This window comes from Micromonospora sp. NPDC049529 (assembly GCF_055586685.1).
In genome coordinates this window covers 455985-471490 of record NZ_JBVJHT010000003.1, presented here as the reverse complement: position 1 = coordinate 471490, position 15506 = coordinate 455985, and the positions used below count along the sequence as shown (strand labels likewise).

The 15506-nt window shown below is 72.2% G+C and carries 14 protein-coding genes; 12 read left to right on the top strand and 2 right to left on the bottom strand.

The annotated features are described in order from the left end of the window. Positions 1 to 45 precede the first annotated feature (45 nt). The 5 genes from ACZ6QQ_RS07450 to ACZ6QQ_RS07430 all read left to right on the top strand — a co-directional run bounded on the left by ACZ6QQ_RS07450 (position 46) and on the right by ACZ6QQ_RS07430 (position 4026). The gene (locus tag ACZ6QQ_RS07450; RefSeq protein WP_465874992.1) at positions 46 to 651 is read left to right on the top strand and encodes a TetR/AcrR family transcriptional regulator; all 606 of its coding nucleotides are present in this window, start codon (positions 46 to 48) and stop codon (positions 649 to 651) included. 127 nt (positions 652 to 778) lie between these two features. Next, the gene (locus tag ACZ6QQ_RS07445) at positions 779 to 1360 is read left to right on the top strand and encodes a TIGR03086 family metal-binding protein (RefSeq protein WP_465874991.1); all 582 of its coding nucleotides are present in this window, start codon (positions 779 to 781) and stop codon (positions 1358 to 1360) included. A 228-nt stretch (positions 1361 to 1588) separates the two neighbouring features. Next, positions 1589 to 2554, top strand: a complete 966-nt coding sequence (locus ACZ6QQ_RS07440; RefSeq protein WP_465874990.1) for a carbohydrate ABC transporter permease — start codon at positions 1589 to 1591, stop codon at positions 2552 to 2554. Beyond that, complete coding sequence (locus ACZ6QQ_RS07435; RefSeq protein ID WP_465874989.1) at positions 2551 to 3417, top strand: carbohydrate ABC transporter permease; 867 nt, start codon at positions 2551 to 2553, stop codon at positions 3415 to 3417. Before ACZ6QQ_RS07440 ends, ACZ6QQ_RS07435 begins: the two co-directional genes overlap by 4 nt. A 3-nt stretch (positions 3418 to 3420) precedes the next feature. Continuing rightward, positions 3421 to 4026 carry a hypothetical protein gene (locus tag ACZ6QQ_RS07430; RefSeq protein WP_465874988.1) on the top strand — a complete coding sequence of 202 codons (606 nt, stop codon included), beginning with the start codon at positions 3421 to 3423 and terminating at the stop codon, positions 4024 to 4026. Positions 4027 to 4178: 152 nt separating this feature from the next. On the opposite strand, the gene ACZ6QQ_RS07425 is transcribed toward ACZ6QQ_RS07430, so the two are convergent. Next, positions 4179 to 5021 carry a DUF6807 domain-containing protein gene (locus ACZ6QQ_RS07425; RefSeq protein ID WP_465874987.1) on the bottom strand — a complete coding sequence of 281 codons (843 nt, stop codon included), beginning with the start codon at positions 5019 to 5021 and terminating at the stop codon, positions 4179 to 4181. A 231-nt stretch (positions 5022 to 5252) separates the two neighbouring features. Between ACZ6QQ_RS07425 and ACZ6QQ_RS07420 the strand changes: the two genes are divergently transcribed. From ACZ6QQ_RS07420 to ACZ6QQ_RS07390, 7 genes are all read left to right on the top strand, one after another. Beyond that, positions 5253 to 6287: a LacI family DNA-binding transcriptional regulator gene (locus ACZ6QQ_RS07420; RefSeq protein WP_465874986.1), complete on the top strand. Its 1035-nt coding sequence runs from the start codon at positions 5253 to 5255 to the stop codon at positions 6285 to 6287. 121 nt (positions 6288 to 6408) lie between these two features. Next, complete coding sequence (locus ACZ6QQ_RS07415; RefSeq protein WP_465874985.1) at positions 6409 to 6804, top strand: L-rhamnose mutarotase; 396 nt, start codon at positions 6409 to 6411, stop codon at positions 6802 to 6804. Beyond that, positions 6801 to 7976 carry an L-rhamnose isomerase gene (rhaI, locus tag ACZ6QQ_RS07410; RefSeq protein ID WP_465874984.1) on the top strand — a complete coding sequence of 392 codons (1176 nt, stop codon included), beginning with the start codon at positions 6801 to 6803 and terminating at the stop codon, positions 7974 to 7976. Before ACZ6QQ_RS07415 ends, rhaI begins: the two co-directional genes overlap by 4 nt. A 50-nt stretch (positions 7977 to 8026) precedes the next feature. After that, entirely contained in the window at positions 8027 to 10066 is a 2040-nt protein-coding gene (locus ACZ6QQ_RS07405) for a bifunctional aldolase/short-chain dehydrogenase (RefSeq protein ID WP_465874983.1), read from the top strand. Positions 10067 to 10089: 23 nt separating this feature from the next. Then, positions 10090 to 11580, top strand: a complete 1491-nt coding sequence (locus tag ACZ6QQ_RS07400; RefSeq protein ID WP_465874982.1) for a rhamnulokinase — start codon at positions 10090 to 10092, stop codon at positions 11578 to 11580. Positions 11581 to 11973: 393 nt separating this feature from the next. Continuing rightward, complete coding sequence (locus ACZ6QQ_RS07395) at positions 11974 to 13290, top strand: DUF1996 domain-containing protein (RefSeq protein WP_465874981.1); 1317 nt, start codon at positions 11974 to 11976, stop codon at positions 13288 to 13290. A gap of 101 nt (positions 13291 to 13391) precedes the next feature. Next, complete coding sequence (locus ACZ6QQ_RS07390; RefSeq protein ID WP_465874980.1) at positions 13392 to 13991, top strand: DUF305 domain-containing protein; 600 nt, start codon at positions 13392 to 13394, stop codon at positions 13989 to 13991. A 66-nt stretch (positions 13992 to 14057) separates the two neighbouring features. On the opposite strand, the gene ACZ6QQ_RS07385 is transcribed toward ACZ6QQ_RS07390, so the two are convergent. Further along, entirely contained in the window at positions 14058 to 15272 is a 1215-nt protein-coding gene (locus tag ACZ6QQ_RS07385; RefSeq protein ID WP_465874979.1) for a zinc-dependent alcohol dehydrogenase, read from the bottom strand. Between the last annotated feature and the right edge of the window lie 234 nt (positions 15273 to 15506).

Sequence of the window (15506 nt, the reverse complement as noted above, 5' to 3'; positions counted from 1 at the left end):
TGTCGGTGACTTACCGTATTCACATCGGTAGGTTACCGTAGCCGCGTGACAAGACGCGCGGCCGAGGTCCGCCTAGATGCGCTGCTGCGTACCGCCTGCGCGGTGATCAAGGAGCGCGGGTTGGCCAACACCCGCACCGCCGACGTGGCGCAGGCCGCCGGGGTGAGCCAGGCGCTCGTGTTCTACCACTTCGCCACGAAGGAGCGGCTGCTCGCACAGGCGTTCGCGTACGCGGCCGAGCAGGATCTGGCCCGGCTCGACGCGGTGGTCCGCTCCTCGGCCGGTCCACTGGAGAAGCTCCGGAAGATCCTCAAGCTGTACGCCCCGACCGGCCGGTCCAAGTCGTGGGGGATGTGGATCGACGGCTGGTCCGAGTCGCTCCGTACGCCCGAGCTGGAGAAGGTGTCCCGGCGGCTGGACCTGCGCTGGCGGGAGGACCTGGCCGACATCATCGCGGCCGGCGTGGACGAGGGCGTGTTCGTCTGTGACGATCCGGAGGGCGCCGCCTGGCGGATCAACGCGCTGATCGACGGGCTCGCGGTGCAGTCGGCGGTGCACGATCGGTTGATCTCCCGCCGGCTGCTCTCCGAGTGGGTCCACCTCGCCACCGCGCGCGAACTCGGCCTCTCCCCCGACCAACTGGACGGGTGACGGCGACCGTCCCCCGGCCCGAAGGCGGGACCCGAAGGCGGGGACGGGGACCGGGGGCGAGGCGCATCGGCGGGCGGTGAAGGGAAATGGCCGGCCGACGGGGCCGAACCAGAGCAGAATCGGGCGCATGGACCTGCTCCAGACCTACCGGCGCAGCCTGCGCGAGTTCACCGACCGGGTGGCCCAGGTCGGCTACGACCAGTGGGCGCTGCCCACGCCGTGCGGCGACTGGGACGTACGCACGCTGGTGAACCATGTGGTCGGCGAGGACCGGTGGACCGTCCCGCTGCTGACCGGGGCGACGATCGAGCAGGTGGGTGACCGGTTCGAGGGTGACCTGCTGGGCGCGGATCCGGCGGCGGCGGCCCGGGACGCGGCGGCGGAGGCCGAGCGGGCGGCGGGCGAACCGGGCGCGCTCGACCGGACGGTGCATCTCTCGTTCGGGGACACCCCGGCCCGCGAGTACCTGCACCAGTTGCTCTCCGAGCACCTGGTGCACGGCTGGGACCTGGCGGTGGCGATCGGGGTCGAGCCGAAGCTGGACACCGAGGCGGTGAACGAGTGCGCCCGGTGGTTCACCGACCAGGTGGGGACGTACCGGCAGGGCGGCCTGGTCGCCTCGGCGGTGCACGTGCCGGAGAATGCCGGCGAGCAGGACCGGCTGGTGGCGGCGTTCGGGCGCGACCCGGACTGGGCTCCCGGCGACTGACGGCAGCGGTCGCCGGCAACCATCGCGCAGCACGTAAATGAAACGATTCACCACCGTCGGCCCGGCGGCCGGCACAGGTCGCTGAATGTTTCACGGCCGTGTCCATTTCGTTGACAGGACCCCTGGCCGCCGGTACGTTCCCCTCCATTGAATGGTTTCACGCGCGCCGCCACGGGAGTGCGCCGCCCCTGCGGCGCAGGCGTCACGAGCCGATCGGATTGCCACGCCATGACGACTGAGACACTGCGCCGGCCGCCCCCCGGGCCCGCCGATCCGACCGCGAAGGCGGGACGCAACCGCCCGCGCTACCGGCGCCACCGGCCCGGCATCGCGTACCTTTTCCTCTCCCCCTGGGTCTGCGGCGCGCTGCTGCTCACCCTGGGACCGATGCTCGCCTCGCTCTACCTGTCGTTCACCGACTACGACCTGTTCACCAGCCCGAACTGGGTTGGACTGGAGAACTACGAGCGGCTGTTCACCGATGATGCCCGGTTCCTCGCCTCGGCGAAGGTGACCGCGACGTACGTGCTGATCTCCGTACCGCTGAAGCTGGCCGCCGCCCTGGCGGTGGCGATGCTGCTCAACAACGCGCGGCGCGGACAGGGTTTCTACCGGTCGGCGTTCTACGCCCCCTCGCTGCTCGGCACCGGGGTCGCGATCGCGCTGGCCTGGCGGGCGTTGTTCACCGACGACGGCGTGGTCGACTCGCTCACCGGCCGGGTCGGCTGGGACACCGGCGGCTGGATCAACGAACCGGACTACGCGATCTACGTGCTGATCATCCTGGCGATCTGGCAGTTCGGCGCCCCGATGGTGATCTTCCTGGCCGGCCTGAAGCAGGTCCCCCAGGAGCTGTACGACGCCGCCGCCGTCGACGGCTCCGGCCGCTGGCGCACGTTCCGCTCGGTGACCCTGCCGATGCTCAGCCCGATCATCCTGTTCAACCTGGTGCTGGAGACCATCCACGCGTTCCAGGCGTTCACCCCCGCGTTCATCGTCAGCGGCGGCCGGGGCGGGCCGAGCAACTCCACCCTGTTCTACACGCTCTACCTCTACGAACGCGGCTTCTCCCAGTTCCGCATGGGTTACGCCTCGGCGATGGCCTGGATCCTGCTGATCACCGTCGCCGCCATCACCGCACTGTTCTTCGGCACCTCCCGCCGCTGGGTCTTCTACGCCGGGGAGAACAAATGACCACCTACCCCGAGTCCCGCACCACCCTCGGCGGCCGGCTGCGCGGCCTGGGCTGGCACGCGCTGATCATCGCGATGCTGCTCCTGCTGCTCTACCCGATCGTGTGGCTGCTCACCGCGTCGGTCAAGCCGACCGACGAGATCCTGTCCAGCCTCGACCTGCTGCCGACCCGGTTCGTGCCGGAGAACTACACCACCGCGCTGGACGGCATCGCCGGCATCAGCGTCTGGCGGTTCTTCGGCAACTCGGTGATCGTCGCGGTCGGCGCGGTGCTGGGCAACCTGATCTCCTGCTCGCTGGCCGCGTACGCCTTCGCCCGGCTGCGGTTCAGGCTGCGCGGCCCACTGTTCGCGCTCACCCTGCTGACCATCATGCTGCCGTACCACGTGGTGCTGATCCCGCAGTACACGATCTTCCAGAAGCTCGACCTGGTCGGCACCTTCGTCCCGCTGATCCTGCCGAAGCTGCTGGCCACCGACGCGTTCTTCATCTTCCTGATGGTGCAGTTCATCCGGGGACTGCCCCGCGAACTCGACGACGCGGCCGAGATCGACGGCTGCGGCCCGATCCTCACCTTCCGGTACGTCATCCTGCCGCTGCTCAAGCCGGCCCTGGTCACCACCACGATCTTCACGTTCATCTGGACCTGGAACGACTTCTTCAGCCAACTGGTCTACCTGAACGATCCGGAGACGTACACGCTGCCACTGGCGCTGCGGCTGTTCATCGACCAGACCAGCGAGTCCGCCTTCGGTCCGATGTTCGCCATGTCGGTGCTGAGCATCGTGCCGGTGGTGCTGTTCTTCCTGGCCTTCCAGCGTTACCTGGTGGAGGGCATCGCCACCTCCGGACTGAAGGGCTGAGCGGTGACCGGACCGGAGCCGACGTACGCCACCCCGACGCGCCACCGGCTCGGCGGGTTCGCCGCCGGGCTGGGCCGGCTCTCCGAGGTGCTGGTCGTCGGCCTGCTCACCCTGGTCGCCGCCCTGCCTCTGGTGACCGCCTACGTCGCGGTCACCGCCGCGGTGACCGTGCTGCGCGAGCGGGCCGACGACGGGACCGGTGACACCGTACGGGGCTACCTGCGGGCCCTGCGCACGGCTGCCGGCAGCGGCTGGTGGCCGTACCTGGTGCCGGTCGCGCTGGGTGCGGTGGTGATGGTCGACGCGGTGGCGGTCGGGGCCGGGCTGCCCGGCGGCCGGGTGGTCGGTCCGGCACTGCTGCTCGCCGCCGGACTCCTGGCCACGGTCGCGCTGCGCGCGGCGGTGGCCTGGCACCCGCGGACCGGTTGGCCGGCAGCGGCCGGACAGGCATGGGACCGGACCCGTTCCGACCCGACCGGCACCGCACTGCTGCTGCTCGCCCTGGTCGCGGTGGCCCTGACCGCGTCGATGGGACCGGTCCTCTGGCTCCTGCTGCCGGGACTGCCGCCCCTGGCCGCCGTCGCCATCGACCGCCGCCACCCTCGGTAAGCCAACCGCGACGATCCAGGATTCGGCCCCCGCACAACCCACGGAGCAACCCCGCGACCACCCGGGGTTCGGGCCCGCCGTGACCGGCGCGGGAATCAAGCCTGACAGCCCGCGCCGGGCACGGCGGGCCCAACCCCCACCACCGCGACACTTCAGCTCAGGCCCGCGAGCTGATCAAGGCCGAGCGCCCCGTCGACCACCGCCACCCGGTGCCGCCGGCTGATCCGCTGCCCCGCCGCGATCGTCAGCGTCCGCCGGTAGGCCAGCGCGATGTTCACGCCGGGATACCCCTCGGCACGGGTGAACCAGTGGTCACCCTCGCCCAGGCCGGAGAAGACCAACGTGTACGCAGCGTCGTCGGCACCCTGTCCCACCAGTGCCAGCCACGGCTCGGAGGTCCCGTTGACCTGCGCCTCGCCCTCCCCGCCGGCGGTCAGGACCCGTACCTTGCCCAGCGCCGCCCGCCAGAAGAACCCGCCGTAGCCGGCGCCGTCCGGGCGGCCGTTGGTGGCCGGGCTGCCCAGGGTGACGTCCCGGTCGGCCGGCGCGGTCAGGGTGTACGCGAAGTCGAGCAGCCAGGCGTCGTCGCGGCCGGCGATCGCCCCGGCGGAGACGGTCCGGTCCTCGGTGAGCAGGACCCGCCCGTCGCGGCCGAGCCAGCGCAGGCGCTGGCCGAAACCGTTGTCCGCCTGCCGGGCCCAGCTCTCCGGCACGATCCGCCCGTGGTCGTCGAGCCAGGTGTAGCCCCGGTCGCGGACGTAGGTCCGTCCGCCCCAGAGGTTGTCTCCGTCGACGTCCTGCACGCCGACCGAGACTCCGAGATGGTGCGGGTGGTCCTCGGGCAGGATGTCGGTGACCACCACCCCGCCGAGGGTCCGTACGGGGTGCAGGTACGGCCGGGGCGACAGGCGCCGGTCGAGGTCCGGTTCGGACACGTACTCGGCGACGGTCGTGCCGCGTACGCGCAGCCGGGTGCTGGTGGTTTCGTGGCTCATCGGTCCGCCTCTCGTGGTCGACCGTCCCGAGGGTCGGGTCGATCAGCCCGTACGTATGGGAAAGCGCTTGCCCCCGATCGGCGCCACCCTACCCGGCGCGGCGGCTCGACTGCTGCCGGTAGGGTCGGCGCCACGACGCGCGACCGGTGGGCACGGGGCATCGAGCCGGCGACGGTATTCTTGACACGTTTCAGTCGTGGCGCACCGCCCGACTGCGAAAAGGAGGCGACGGTGGCGGGACCAGCCGTGAGCATCCGTGACGTGGCCAGCCGCGCGGGTGTGTCGGTCGGCACGGTTTCCAACGTGCTCAACCGGCCCGACATCGTGGCGGCGTCGACCCGGACCCGGGTGCTCGCCGCGATCAGCGACCTCGGCTTCGTGCCGAACGACGCGGCCCGGCAGTTGCGCCGGGGGCGGGGGCGCACCCTCGGCCTGGTCGTGCTCGACGTGGCGAACCCGTTCTTCACCGACGTCGCCAAGGGCGTGGAGGAGGCCACCGGCGCGGCCGGTATGGCGGTCATCTTCTGCAACAGCGACGGCGACCCGGTACGCGAGAGCGCCTACCTGGACCTGCTGGAGGAACAGCGGGTGCAGGGCGTGCTGATCACGCCGGTCGACGACGCCAACGAGCGGTTGGTGCGGCTGCGCGACCGGGGCGTACTGGTGGTGCTGCTGGACCGGCGCTCGACCCGGCCGGACGTCTGCTCGGTCTCGGTCGACGACCGCCTCGGTGGCGAACTGGCCGGCCGGCACCTGGTCGAGACCGGGCACCGGCGGATCGCCTTCGTCGGCGGGCCGTGGCGGCTGGAGCAGGTCCGGGACCGGTACGCCGGTGCGGCGCACGCGCTGCGCGAGGCCGGTCTGGGCGAGGACCAGCTGCGCCGGTTCGACACCCCGAGCCCGACCGTGGCCGCCGGCCGGGACGCCGCCGCCCGGATCCTGGGGCAGCCGCGCTCGGCCCGCGCCACCGCGGTCTTCTGCGCCAACGACCTGCTCGCGCTGGGCGTGTTGCAGGAGTTGACCCGGCAACAGGTCCGGGTGCCCGAGGAGATCGCCCTGGTCGGCTACGACGACATCGAGTTCGCGGCCGCGGCGGCGGTGCCGCTCTCCTCGGTCCGCCAGCCCCGTCAGCGGCTCGGCCGGACCGCCGCCGCGTTGCTGCTGGAGGAGTCCAACGCGCCGGAGGCGCACCAGCACCAACAGGTGATCTTCGAGCCCGAACTGGTGGTCCGCGAGTCCAGCCGGTACACCCGCCGGGAGAGCTGACCGCGCCAGCCGAACGCCCCCGCCGCCGACGCCGGGGGCTTCGTTTCCTTGACATCCGCGCGCGGTCGCTCGTAGTTTGAGGGCGAGATTATTGAAACGGTTCATGGATTAGGGGGCCCGGGTGCGCAGAGTCTGCTTCGTCCTACGGGTACGACCCGATCGGCTGACCGAGTACACCGCGCGGCACGCCGCCGTCTGGCCGGAGATGCTGGCCGCGCTCCGGTCCGCCGGTTGGTACGACTACTCGCTCTTCCTGCACACCGACGGACTGCTGGTCGGGCACTTCCGTACCGACGACCTGGCGCAGTCGCTCGCCGCGATGGAACGTACCGAGGTCAACGCCCGGTGGCAGGCGGAGATGGCACCGTTCTTCGAAGGACTCGACGGGCGCCGCCCGGACGAGGGATTCACCGTGCTGACGGAGATCTTCAACCTCGACGCGCAACTCGACGCGCTCACCCCCGCCGGGACCGACCCTGCCGTATCCGCACCCGATTCCACACAGGAGCTATCGTGACCGCCACCGCAGCCTCGCCGGAGGTCCGGGCCGCCCTGCGCGGCCAGCGGATCGAGGTGCCGTCCTGGGCGTACGGCAACTCGGGCACCCGGTTCAAGGTGTTCGCCCAGCCCGGCGTGCCGCGTACGCCACAGGAGAAGATCGCCGACGCGGCGCAGGTGCACCGCTACACCGGGATCGCGCCGATCGTCTCGCTGCACATCCCGTGGGACCGGGTCGACGACTACGCCAAGCTCGCCGCGTACGCCGCCGACCTCGGCGTACGGATCGGCGCGATCAACGCGAACGTGTTCCAGGACGACGACTACCGGCTCGGCAGCGTCACCAACCCCGACCCGGCGATCCGCCGCAAGGCCCTGGGTCACCTGCTCGAATGCGTCGACATCATGGACGCCACCGGCTCGCGGGACCTGAAGCTCTGGTTCTCCGACGGCACCAACTACCCCGGCCAGGACGACATCCGGGCCCGGCAGGACCGGCTCGCCGAGGCCCTGGCGGCCACCTACGACCGGATCGGCGAGCACCAGCGGATCCTGCTGGAGTACAAGCTGTTCGAGCCGGCGTTCTACGTCACCGACGTACCGGACTGGGGCACCGCGTACGCGCACTGTCTCAAGCTCGGCGAACGGGCCCAGGTGGTGATCGACACCGGGCACCACGCCCCCGGCACCAACATCGAGTTCATCGTCGCGTTCCTGCTGCGCGAGGGGCGGCTCGGCGCGTTCGACTTCAACTCCCGGTTCTACGCCGACGACGACCTGATGGTCGGCGCCGCGGACCCGTTCCAGCTCTTCCGGATCATGCACGAGATCGTCCGGGCGGACGCGCTGCGGGTGGAGTCGGGGGTGAACTTCATGCTCGACCAGTGCCACAACATCGAGCCGAAGATCCCCGGTCAGATCCGCTCGGTGCTCAACGTCCAGGAGGCCACCGCCAAGGCGCTGCTGGTCGACGCCGGGGCGCTGGCCGCCGCGCAGGCCGCCGGTGACGTACTCGGGGCGAACGCGGTGCTGATGGACGCGTACGACACCGACGTCCGGCCACTGCTGCGGGAGATCCGGGCCGAGCAGGGCCTCGACCCGGACCCGATGGCCGCGTACGCCCGGTCCGGTCACGCCGCGAAGATCGCCGCCGAACGGGTCGGCGGGCAGCAGGCCGGTTGGGGCGCCTGAGCACCGTGGGCGAGACATCCGGCACACACGAGGGGAAACCGAGCACAGCGATGGGTACGCATCCGGAGGTGGCCGCGCTGCTGTCGCGCAGTCACCGGATCGGCGCCGACCGGCGCAACACCAACTACGGCGGGGGCAACGTCTCGGTCAAGGCAACCGGTGACGACCCGGTCACCGGTGCGCCGGTCGAGCTGATGTGGGTCAAGGGTTCCGGCGGCGACATCGGCACCCTGACCGAGGCCGGACTGGCGGTGCTGCGGCTGGACCGGCTCCGGGCCCTGGTCGACGTCTACCCGGGCGTCGAGCGCGAGGACGAGATGGTCGCCGCGTTCGACTACTGCCTGCACGGCAGGGGCGGCGCCGCCCCGTCGATCGACACGGCCATGCACGGCCTGGTCGACGCCGCCCACGTCGACCACCTGCACCCGGACGCCGGCATCGCGCTGGCCACCGCCGCCGACGGTGAGGAACTGACCCGCCGCTGCTTCGGTGGCCGGGTGGTCTGGGTGCCGTGGCGCCGGCCGGGCTTCCAGCTCGGTCTGGACATCGCCGCCCTGGCGCGGGAGAACCCGCAGGCCATCGGGGTGATCCTCGGCGGGCACGGGATCACCGCCTGGGGCGCCACCAGCGAGGAGTGCGAGGCCCGCTCGCTGGAGATCATCGCCACCGCCGAGCGGTTCCTGGCCGAGCACGGTCGGCCGGAGCCGTTCGGCCCGCTGCTGCCCGGCCACGAGCCACTGCCGGCCGAGCAGCGCCGGGCGAAGGCCGCCGCGCTGGCCCCGGTCATCCGGGGCCTGGCCAGCACCGACGCTCGCCAGGTCGGGCACTTCACCGACGACGACGCGGTGCTGGACTTCCTGGCCCGCGCCGAACACCCCCGGCTGGCCGCGCTCGGCACCTCCTGCCCGGACCACTTCCTGCGGACCAAGGTCCGGCCGCTGGTGCTGGACCTGCCGGCGGACGCGCCGCTGGAGCGGGCGGTGGCCCGGCTGCGCGAGCTGCACGAGGCGTACCGCAAGGACTACCGGGCCTACTACGACCGGTACGCCGAGCCCGACTCCCCCGCCATCCGGGGCGCCGACCCGGCGATCGTGCTGGTCCCCGGCGTCGGCATGTTCAGCTTCGGCAAGGACAAGCAGACCGCGCGGGTGGCGGCCGAGTACTACCTCAACGCGGTCAACGTGATGCGCGGCGCCGAGGCGGTCTCGACGTACGCGCCGATCGACGAGTCGGAGAAGTTCCGGATCGAGTACTGGCTGCTGGAGGAGGCGAAGCTGCGCCGGCTGCCGGCGCCCAAGCCGCTCGCCGGCCGGGTCGCGCTGGTCACCGGCGGCGGCTCCGGGATCGGGGCGGCGATCGCCCGCCGGCTCGGCGCCGAGGGGGCGGCCGTGGTGGTCGCCGACCGGGACGGCGACGCCGCCGCGACCGTGGCGGCCGGCATCGGCAACGCCGACCGGGCGGTGGCGGTCACCGTGGACGTCACCGACGGCGCCGCGATCGAGGCGGCGTTCGCCTCGGCGGCACTCGCCTTCGGCGGTGTCGACCTGGTGGTGAACAACGCCGGGCTGTCGGTGTCGAAGTCGCTGCTGGACACCACCGAGGCCGACTGGGACCTGCAACACGACGTGATGGCGAAGGGCTCCTTCCTGGTCTCCCGGGCGGCCGCGAAACTGCTGATCGACCAGGGCACCGGCGGCGACCTGATCTACATCGTCAGCAAGAACGCCGTCTTCGCCGGCCCGAACAACGTCGCGTACGGGGCGGCCAAGGCCGACCAGGCGCACCAGGTCCGGCTGCTCGCCGCCGAACTGGGCGCGTACGGCATCCGGGTCAACGGGGTCAACCCGGACGGCGTGGTCCGGGGCTCCGGCATCTTCGCCGGTGGCTGGGGCGCGAAACGGGCTGCGGTGTACGGCGTACCGGAGGAGGACCTGGGCGCGTTCTACGCCCAGCGGACCCTGCTGAAGCGGGAGGTGCTGCCGGAGCACGTGGCGAACGCGGTCTTCGCGCTCACCGGCGGGGACCTGTCCCACACCACCGGGCTGCACGTGCCGGTCGACGCCGGCGTGGCCGCCGCCTTCCTGCGCTGAGCCACGACAGTGGAGGGCCAGCGATGAGGAGTAACGCGTCGGGGTCGGCGGCGGTCGCCGCGGTCGACCTCGGCGCGTCCAGCGGCCGGGTGATGCTGGCCGAGATCGACCGCGACCGGGTCCGGCTGACCCAGGCGCACCGGTTCGACAACGGCCCGGTACGCCTGCCCGACGCCCTGCACTGGGACGCGCTGCGGCTGTACGCCGAGACGCTGACCGGCCTGCGCAACGCCCTGGCCAGCCGCCCCGACCTGGCCAGCGTCGGGATCGACTCCTGGGCGGTGGACTACGGTCTGCTCGACGCGGGCGGGGCCCTGCTCGGCAACCCGGTGCACTACCGGGACGGGCGTACCGACGGGGTGCCGGAGCGGGTGGTGGCGACGCTCGGCGCGCAGCGGCTCTACCGGGTGACCGGGCTGCAACTGCTGCCGTTCAACACGTTGTTCCAGCTCACCGCCGCGCTCGGTACGCCCGCCCTGGCGGCCGCGCAGCGGATGCTGCTGATCCCGGACCTGCTGTCGTACTGGTTGACCGGGGTGGTGGGCAGTGAGGTCACCAACGCCTCCACCACCCAACTGCTCGACGTACGGACCCGCGAGTGGGCGACCGAGCTGATCGAGCAGGCCGGTCTGCCGGTACGGATCTTCGGCCCGCTGCGCCGCCCCGGTGACCCGGCCGGGGAGTTGCTGCCCGAGGTCGGTACGGCGATCGGTGCGGGTCGGCCGGTGCCGGTGACCGTGGTCGGCTCGCACGACACCGCCTCGGCGGTGGTGGCGGTGCCGGCCGAGGGTGACCGGTTCGCCTTCATCTCCTGCGGCACCTGGTCGCTGGTCGGGCTGGAACTGACCGAGCCGGTGCTGTCGGCGGCGAGCCGGCGGGCCAACTTCAGCAACGAGGCCGGCGTCGACGGCACGGTCCGTTACCTGCGCAACGTGATGGGGCTCTGGCTGCTCCAGGAGTCGCTGCGGGACTGGCGGGCGGCGGGGCTGGCGGTGGAGCTGACCGACCTGCTGACGCAGGCGGCCCGGCGGCCCGCGCTGGCCGCCGTGGTCGACCCGGACGACCCGGAGTTCCTGCCGCCGGGTGGGATGCCGGACCGGATCGCGCGGGCCTGCGTACGGCTGGGGCAGCCGACGCCGGCCGATCCGGCGGCGGTGGTCCGGTGCATCGTGGACAGCCTGGCGCTGGCCCACCGGCTCGCCGTCCGGCAGGCGCAGGAGTTGTCGGGTCGGGACGTCGACGTGGTGCACGTCGTCGGCGGCGGTGCCCGCAACGAGTTGCTCTGCCAGCTCACCGCCGACGCCTGCGGGCTGCCGGTGGTGGCCGGGCCGGTCGAGGCGACCGCGCTGGGCAACGCCCTGGTGCAGGCGCGGGCGCTGGGGGCGCTCGACGGCGGGCTGGCCGAGCTGCGGGCGGTGTCGCGGCGCGACGGGGAACTGCGGACGTACCGGCCGACGCCCGGTGTGGCCGCGGCCTGGCAGTCGGCGGCGGACCGGATCGGGCGGTCCGGCTGAGACTTCCCGCGGGAGGGGTGCCCGCGGGTACGGGAAGGGGGTGCCGTGCCTCGTGCGGTGGCACGGCACCCCGCCCCCCGGTCGACGGGCGGGGCGGGCGGCGTGGGCGGCGTGGGCGCATCGATCGTGGTCAGGGAGATTCGTCCGGGGGAAGACCTTGTTCCGGAACCGTCCCGAAGCATTGACTCTGGGCGATAGAAGAGTCAAAGTGGTGCCAGAGAGCGCTCTCACTACACAGTTCGACACTCGTCCGTAACCCGTAAGACACAGGTTTCGGTGTGCCCGTCCCGGCCCGCCTCGACTGGGGAGCCCGGCGCCACCGCAGCCCACCCACGGACGTTGCACCGGTGGCGACTCCCACGCCGCTCTCCGCCCCTGCCCCGAAGGAGCCCCATGCACCCGGTCGCACCACCACCGACCCGCTCCAGACCACACCGCCGCCTGCGCCTCGCCACCCTGACCGCCGCCCTCGTCGGTCTGGTCGGCACCTACCTCGCGGTCGGCATCGGCCCGGCCACCGCAGCCGAGATCACGCTCTCCCAGGGACGCCCGGCCACGGCGTCGACGATCGAGGGCGGCTACGCCGCCAGCGCCGCCGTCGACGGCAACGCCGCCACCCGCTGGTCCAGCACGTTCGCCGACCCGCAGTGGATCCAGGTCGACCTCGGCTCGGCCCGCGCCATCAGCCGGGTCGCGCTGAACTGGGAGGCCGCGTACGCCAGCGACTTCCGGATCCAGACGTCCAACGACGCCATCAACTGGACCACCATCCACACCACGGTCAACGGCACCGGCGGCAGCAAGAGCATCACCGTGGCCGGCAACGGCCGCTACGTCCGGCTGCACGCCACCAAGCGCGCCACCGCGTACGGCGTGTCGCTCTGGGAGTTCCAGGTCTTCGGCGACGACGGCGGAGCACCGCCGCCCACGCCGACGCCCTCGCCGAACGGCCCGATCGTGCGGGTGGCCGAGTTCCCGGCCGACTGCCCGTTCAGCCACCGGCTGCCGGACGACCCGATCATCTTCCCCGGCCTGGCCGGCGCGTCGCACATGCACAGCTTCTTCGGCAACACCTCGACCAACGCCAACTCGGACTACACGAGCCTGGCCAACGCGGCGAGCAACTGCAACCCGGCCATCGACCTGTCGTCGTACTGGGTGCCGACCCTGTACAACAACAACGTGCCGGTCGAGCCGACCATCGCCACGTTCTACTACCTCGGCGAGGGCGTACGCGCCGACGTCGTCGCGCAGACCCAGCCGATGCCGCTCGGCCTGAAGATCGTGGCCGGCAACGCCCGGGCGACCGGTGGCGACGAGAGCATCGCCCGCTGGTCCTGCCTGCACGCCGGACACATCCCACCGGGCAAGGACTTCGTCAACTGTCCGGCCGGCACCCAGATGGAGTCGTACCTCGACTTCCCACAGTGCTGGAACGGCCGTGACCTGGACTCGCCCGACCATAAGAGCCACATGGCGTACCCGGTCAACCAGGCCTGCCCGTCCACCCACCCGGTGCACGTGCCGAAGCTGCGCCAGGTGCTGCGCTACCCGGTGAACGGCGACCCGGCCAACTTCCGGTTGGCCTCCGGACGCGGATACACCATGCACGGCGACTTCTTCAACGCCTGGCCGGCGGCGGAGATGGAGCGGCGGGTGCGCGACTGCATCCGGCCGGTCATCAAGTGCAACCACGAGGGCCGGTACTGACCCCCACGGGTACACGGTTGTCGCTCGACGGCGGGGCCCGGTCAACCGGGCCCCGCCCCGGCGGTTGGAGAATCAACCGCCACGAACCCGGGGAGGCGCAGATGAGCAGGATCGTCCGTGACATGGCGCTGGTCGCGCTGGTCGGCGTACTCGTGACGGGTTGCGCCCGCAGCGGCGGCGAACCGGCGGCCGGCGGCGGCGCGGGCGAACCGGTCGCCTCGGCCGCCGCGACGCCCACGCCGAGCGCCACGGCCGGGGACTTCAGCCCGACCGACATCGCCTGGACCCAGCTGATGATCGCGCTGGACGACAAGACACTGCTGCTGGTCGACCTGACCCCGAAACAGACCACCGATCCGGACCTGCGCGGCATGGCCGAACGGGTCGGCACCGACCACCGGGCGGAACTGGCCCGGCTGCGCCAACTGCTGGCCCAGGCCGGGGTGGCGGAGAGCAACGAACACGAGGGGCACGACATGCCCGGCATGGTCACCGCCGACGACCTGCGCGCCCTGACCGCCGCCACCGGCCCCGCGTTCGACCAGCTCTTCGTGACCAACATGCGCGACCACCTGGAACAGACGGTCCGGCTCGCCCGCGCGGTCCGGGAGTCCGGCCACGAGCCGCACGTCCGGGAACTGGCCGGCGAGATCGAGCAGGTCCGGGCCACCCAGCTCGACCAACTCGCCACCGTCGAGTAACCCGGCCGTCGATCCAGGGGCGCATACGGCCGACGTGAGCGCCGGACTGGCAGGAACCGGCGGTGGTCAGGTGGTCGGGTTGATCGCCACCTTGAGCCAGCCCGGCTCCCGGCGGTCGAACTCCCGGTAGGCGCCGACGATGTCGCTCATCGGCTCCTCCTCGGTGATCAGGCCGGACGGGTCGACGGTGCCGTTGCCGATCATCTCCACCAGTTGCGGCAGGTAGTGTCGGTGGTTGGCGTTGCCGGCCTTGATGGTGAGGTTCTTGTTCATCGCGACACCGGTCGGGAACGAGGTCATCGTCGGCGGGTAGACGCCGAGGATGCCGAGCGTGCCGGCCTTGGCCAGCGAGTCGACCGCCCAGCGCAGGGCCTGGCCGGGCGCGTTGCCCGGCACCCAGTTGCCGTCGCTGGGGGCGGCGTTCGGCGTCACGTCGGCGTGCTCCCGGGCGATCAGCTCGGCCTGCTGGTCGGACCGCCGTGCGGCGGGGCCCTGGGACGGCCGCTGGGCGTCGACGCCGACCGCGTCGATGACCCGGTCCACCCCGATCCCACCGGTCAGGTCGTCGATCACCGACACCGGGTCCTCGACGCTGAAGTCGATCACCTCGGCGTGCTGGCCCCGGGCGGTGGCGAGCCGGTCCGGCAACTGGTCCACCGCGATGACCCGGCCGGCACCCTGTAGCTGGGCGGAGAGGATGGCCAGTTGGCCGACCGGGCCGCAGCCGAAGACCGCCACCGTGTCCCCGTTGGAGACGTCGGCGATCCGGGCCCCGAACCACGCGGTCGGGAAGATGTCCGACAGCAGGATCGCCTCGTCGTCGGAGACGTCGTCGGGGAGCGCGACCAGGCTGTTGCTCGCGTACGGGATGCGGGCGTACTCGGCCTGGAGGCCGGCGAAGCCACCGGTGCTGGCCGGGCCGCCGTAGTACGCGGTGCCGGCGCGGCGGCCACCGGGGTTCGCGTTGTCGCACTGCGCCTGGTAGCCGGCCCGGCAGTAGGAGCAGAACCCGCACGAGATGGTGGACGAGATCACCACCCGGTCACCGGGCGAGAAGTTGCGGACCGCCCGGCCGACCTGGACCACCTCGCCGACGCCCTCGTGACCCAGGATCGTGCCCTCGTCCAGGCCCGGTAGCGTGCCCCGGGCGAAGTGCAGGTCGGTGCCGCAGATGGCGCTTCGGGTGATCCGGACGATCGCGTCGGTCGGTTCCTCGATCCGGGGATCCGGAACATCCTCCAACCGGATATCGCCGACATCGTGCCAGACCGTTGCCCTCATCGCCGTGCCCCTCTCCCCCAGGTCCCGTCAGCCGTCGTCGGGGCCTACCCGACCCGGCAGCCGGAAAACCGCCGCGCCCCCGCGCCCTTGCCGACCCACCCTCCCGCGACCCTCGGGCGGGTACGGGGGGGGGGGGGGGGGGGGGGGGGGGGGGGGGGGGGGGGGGGGGGGGGGGGGGGGGGGGTGGGGGGGGGGGGGGGTGGGGGGGGGGGGGGTGGGGGGGGGGGAGGGGGT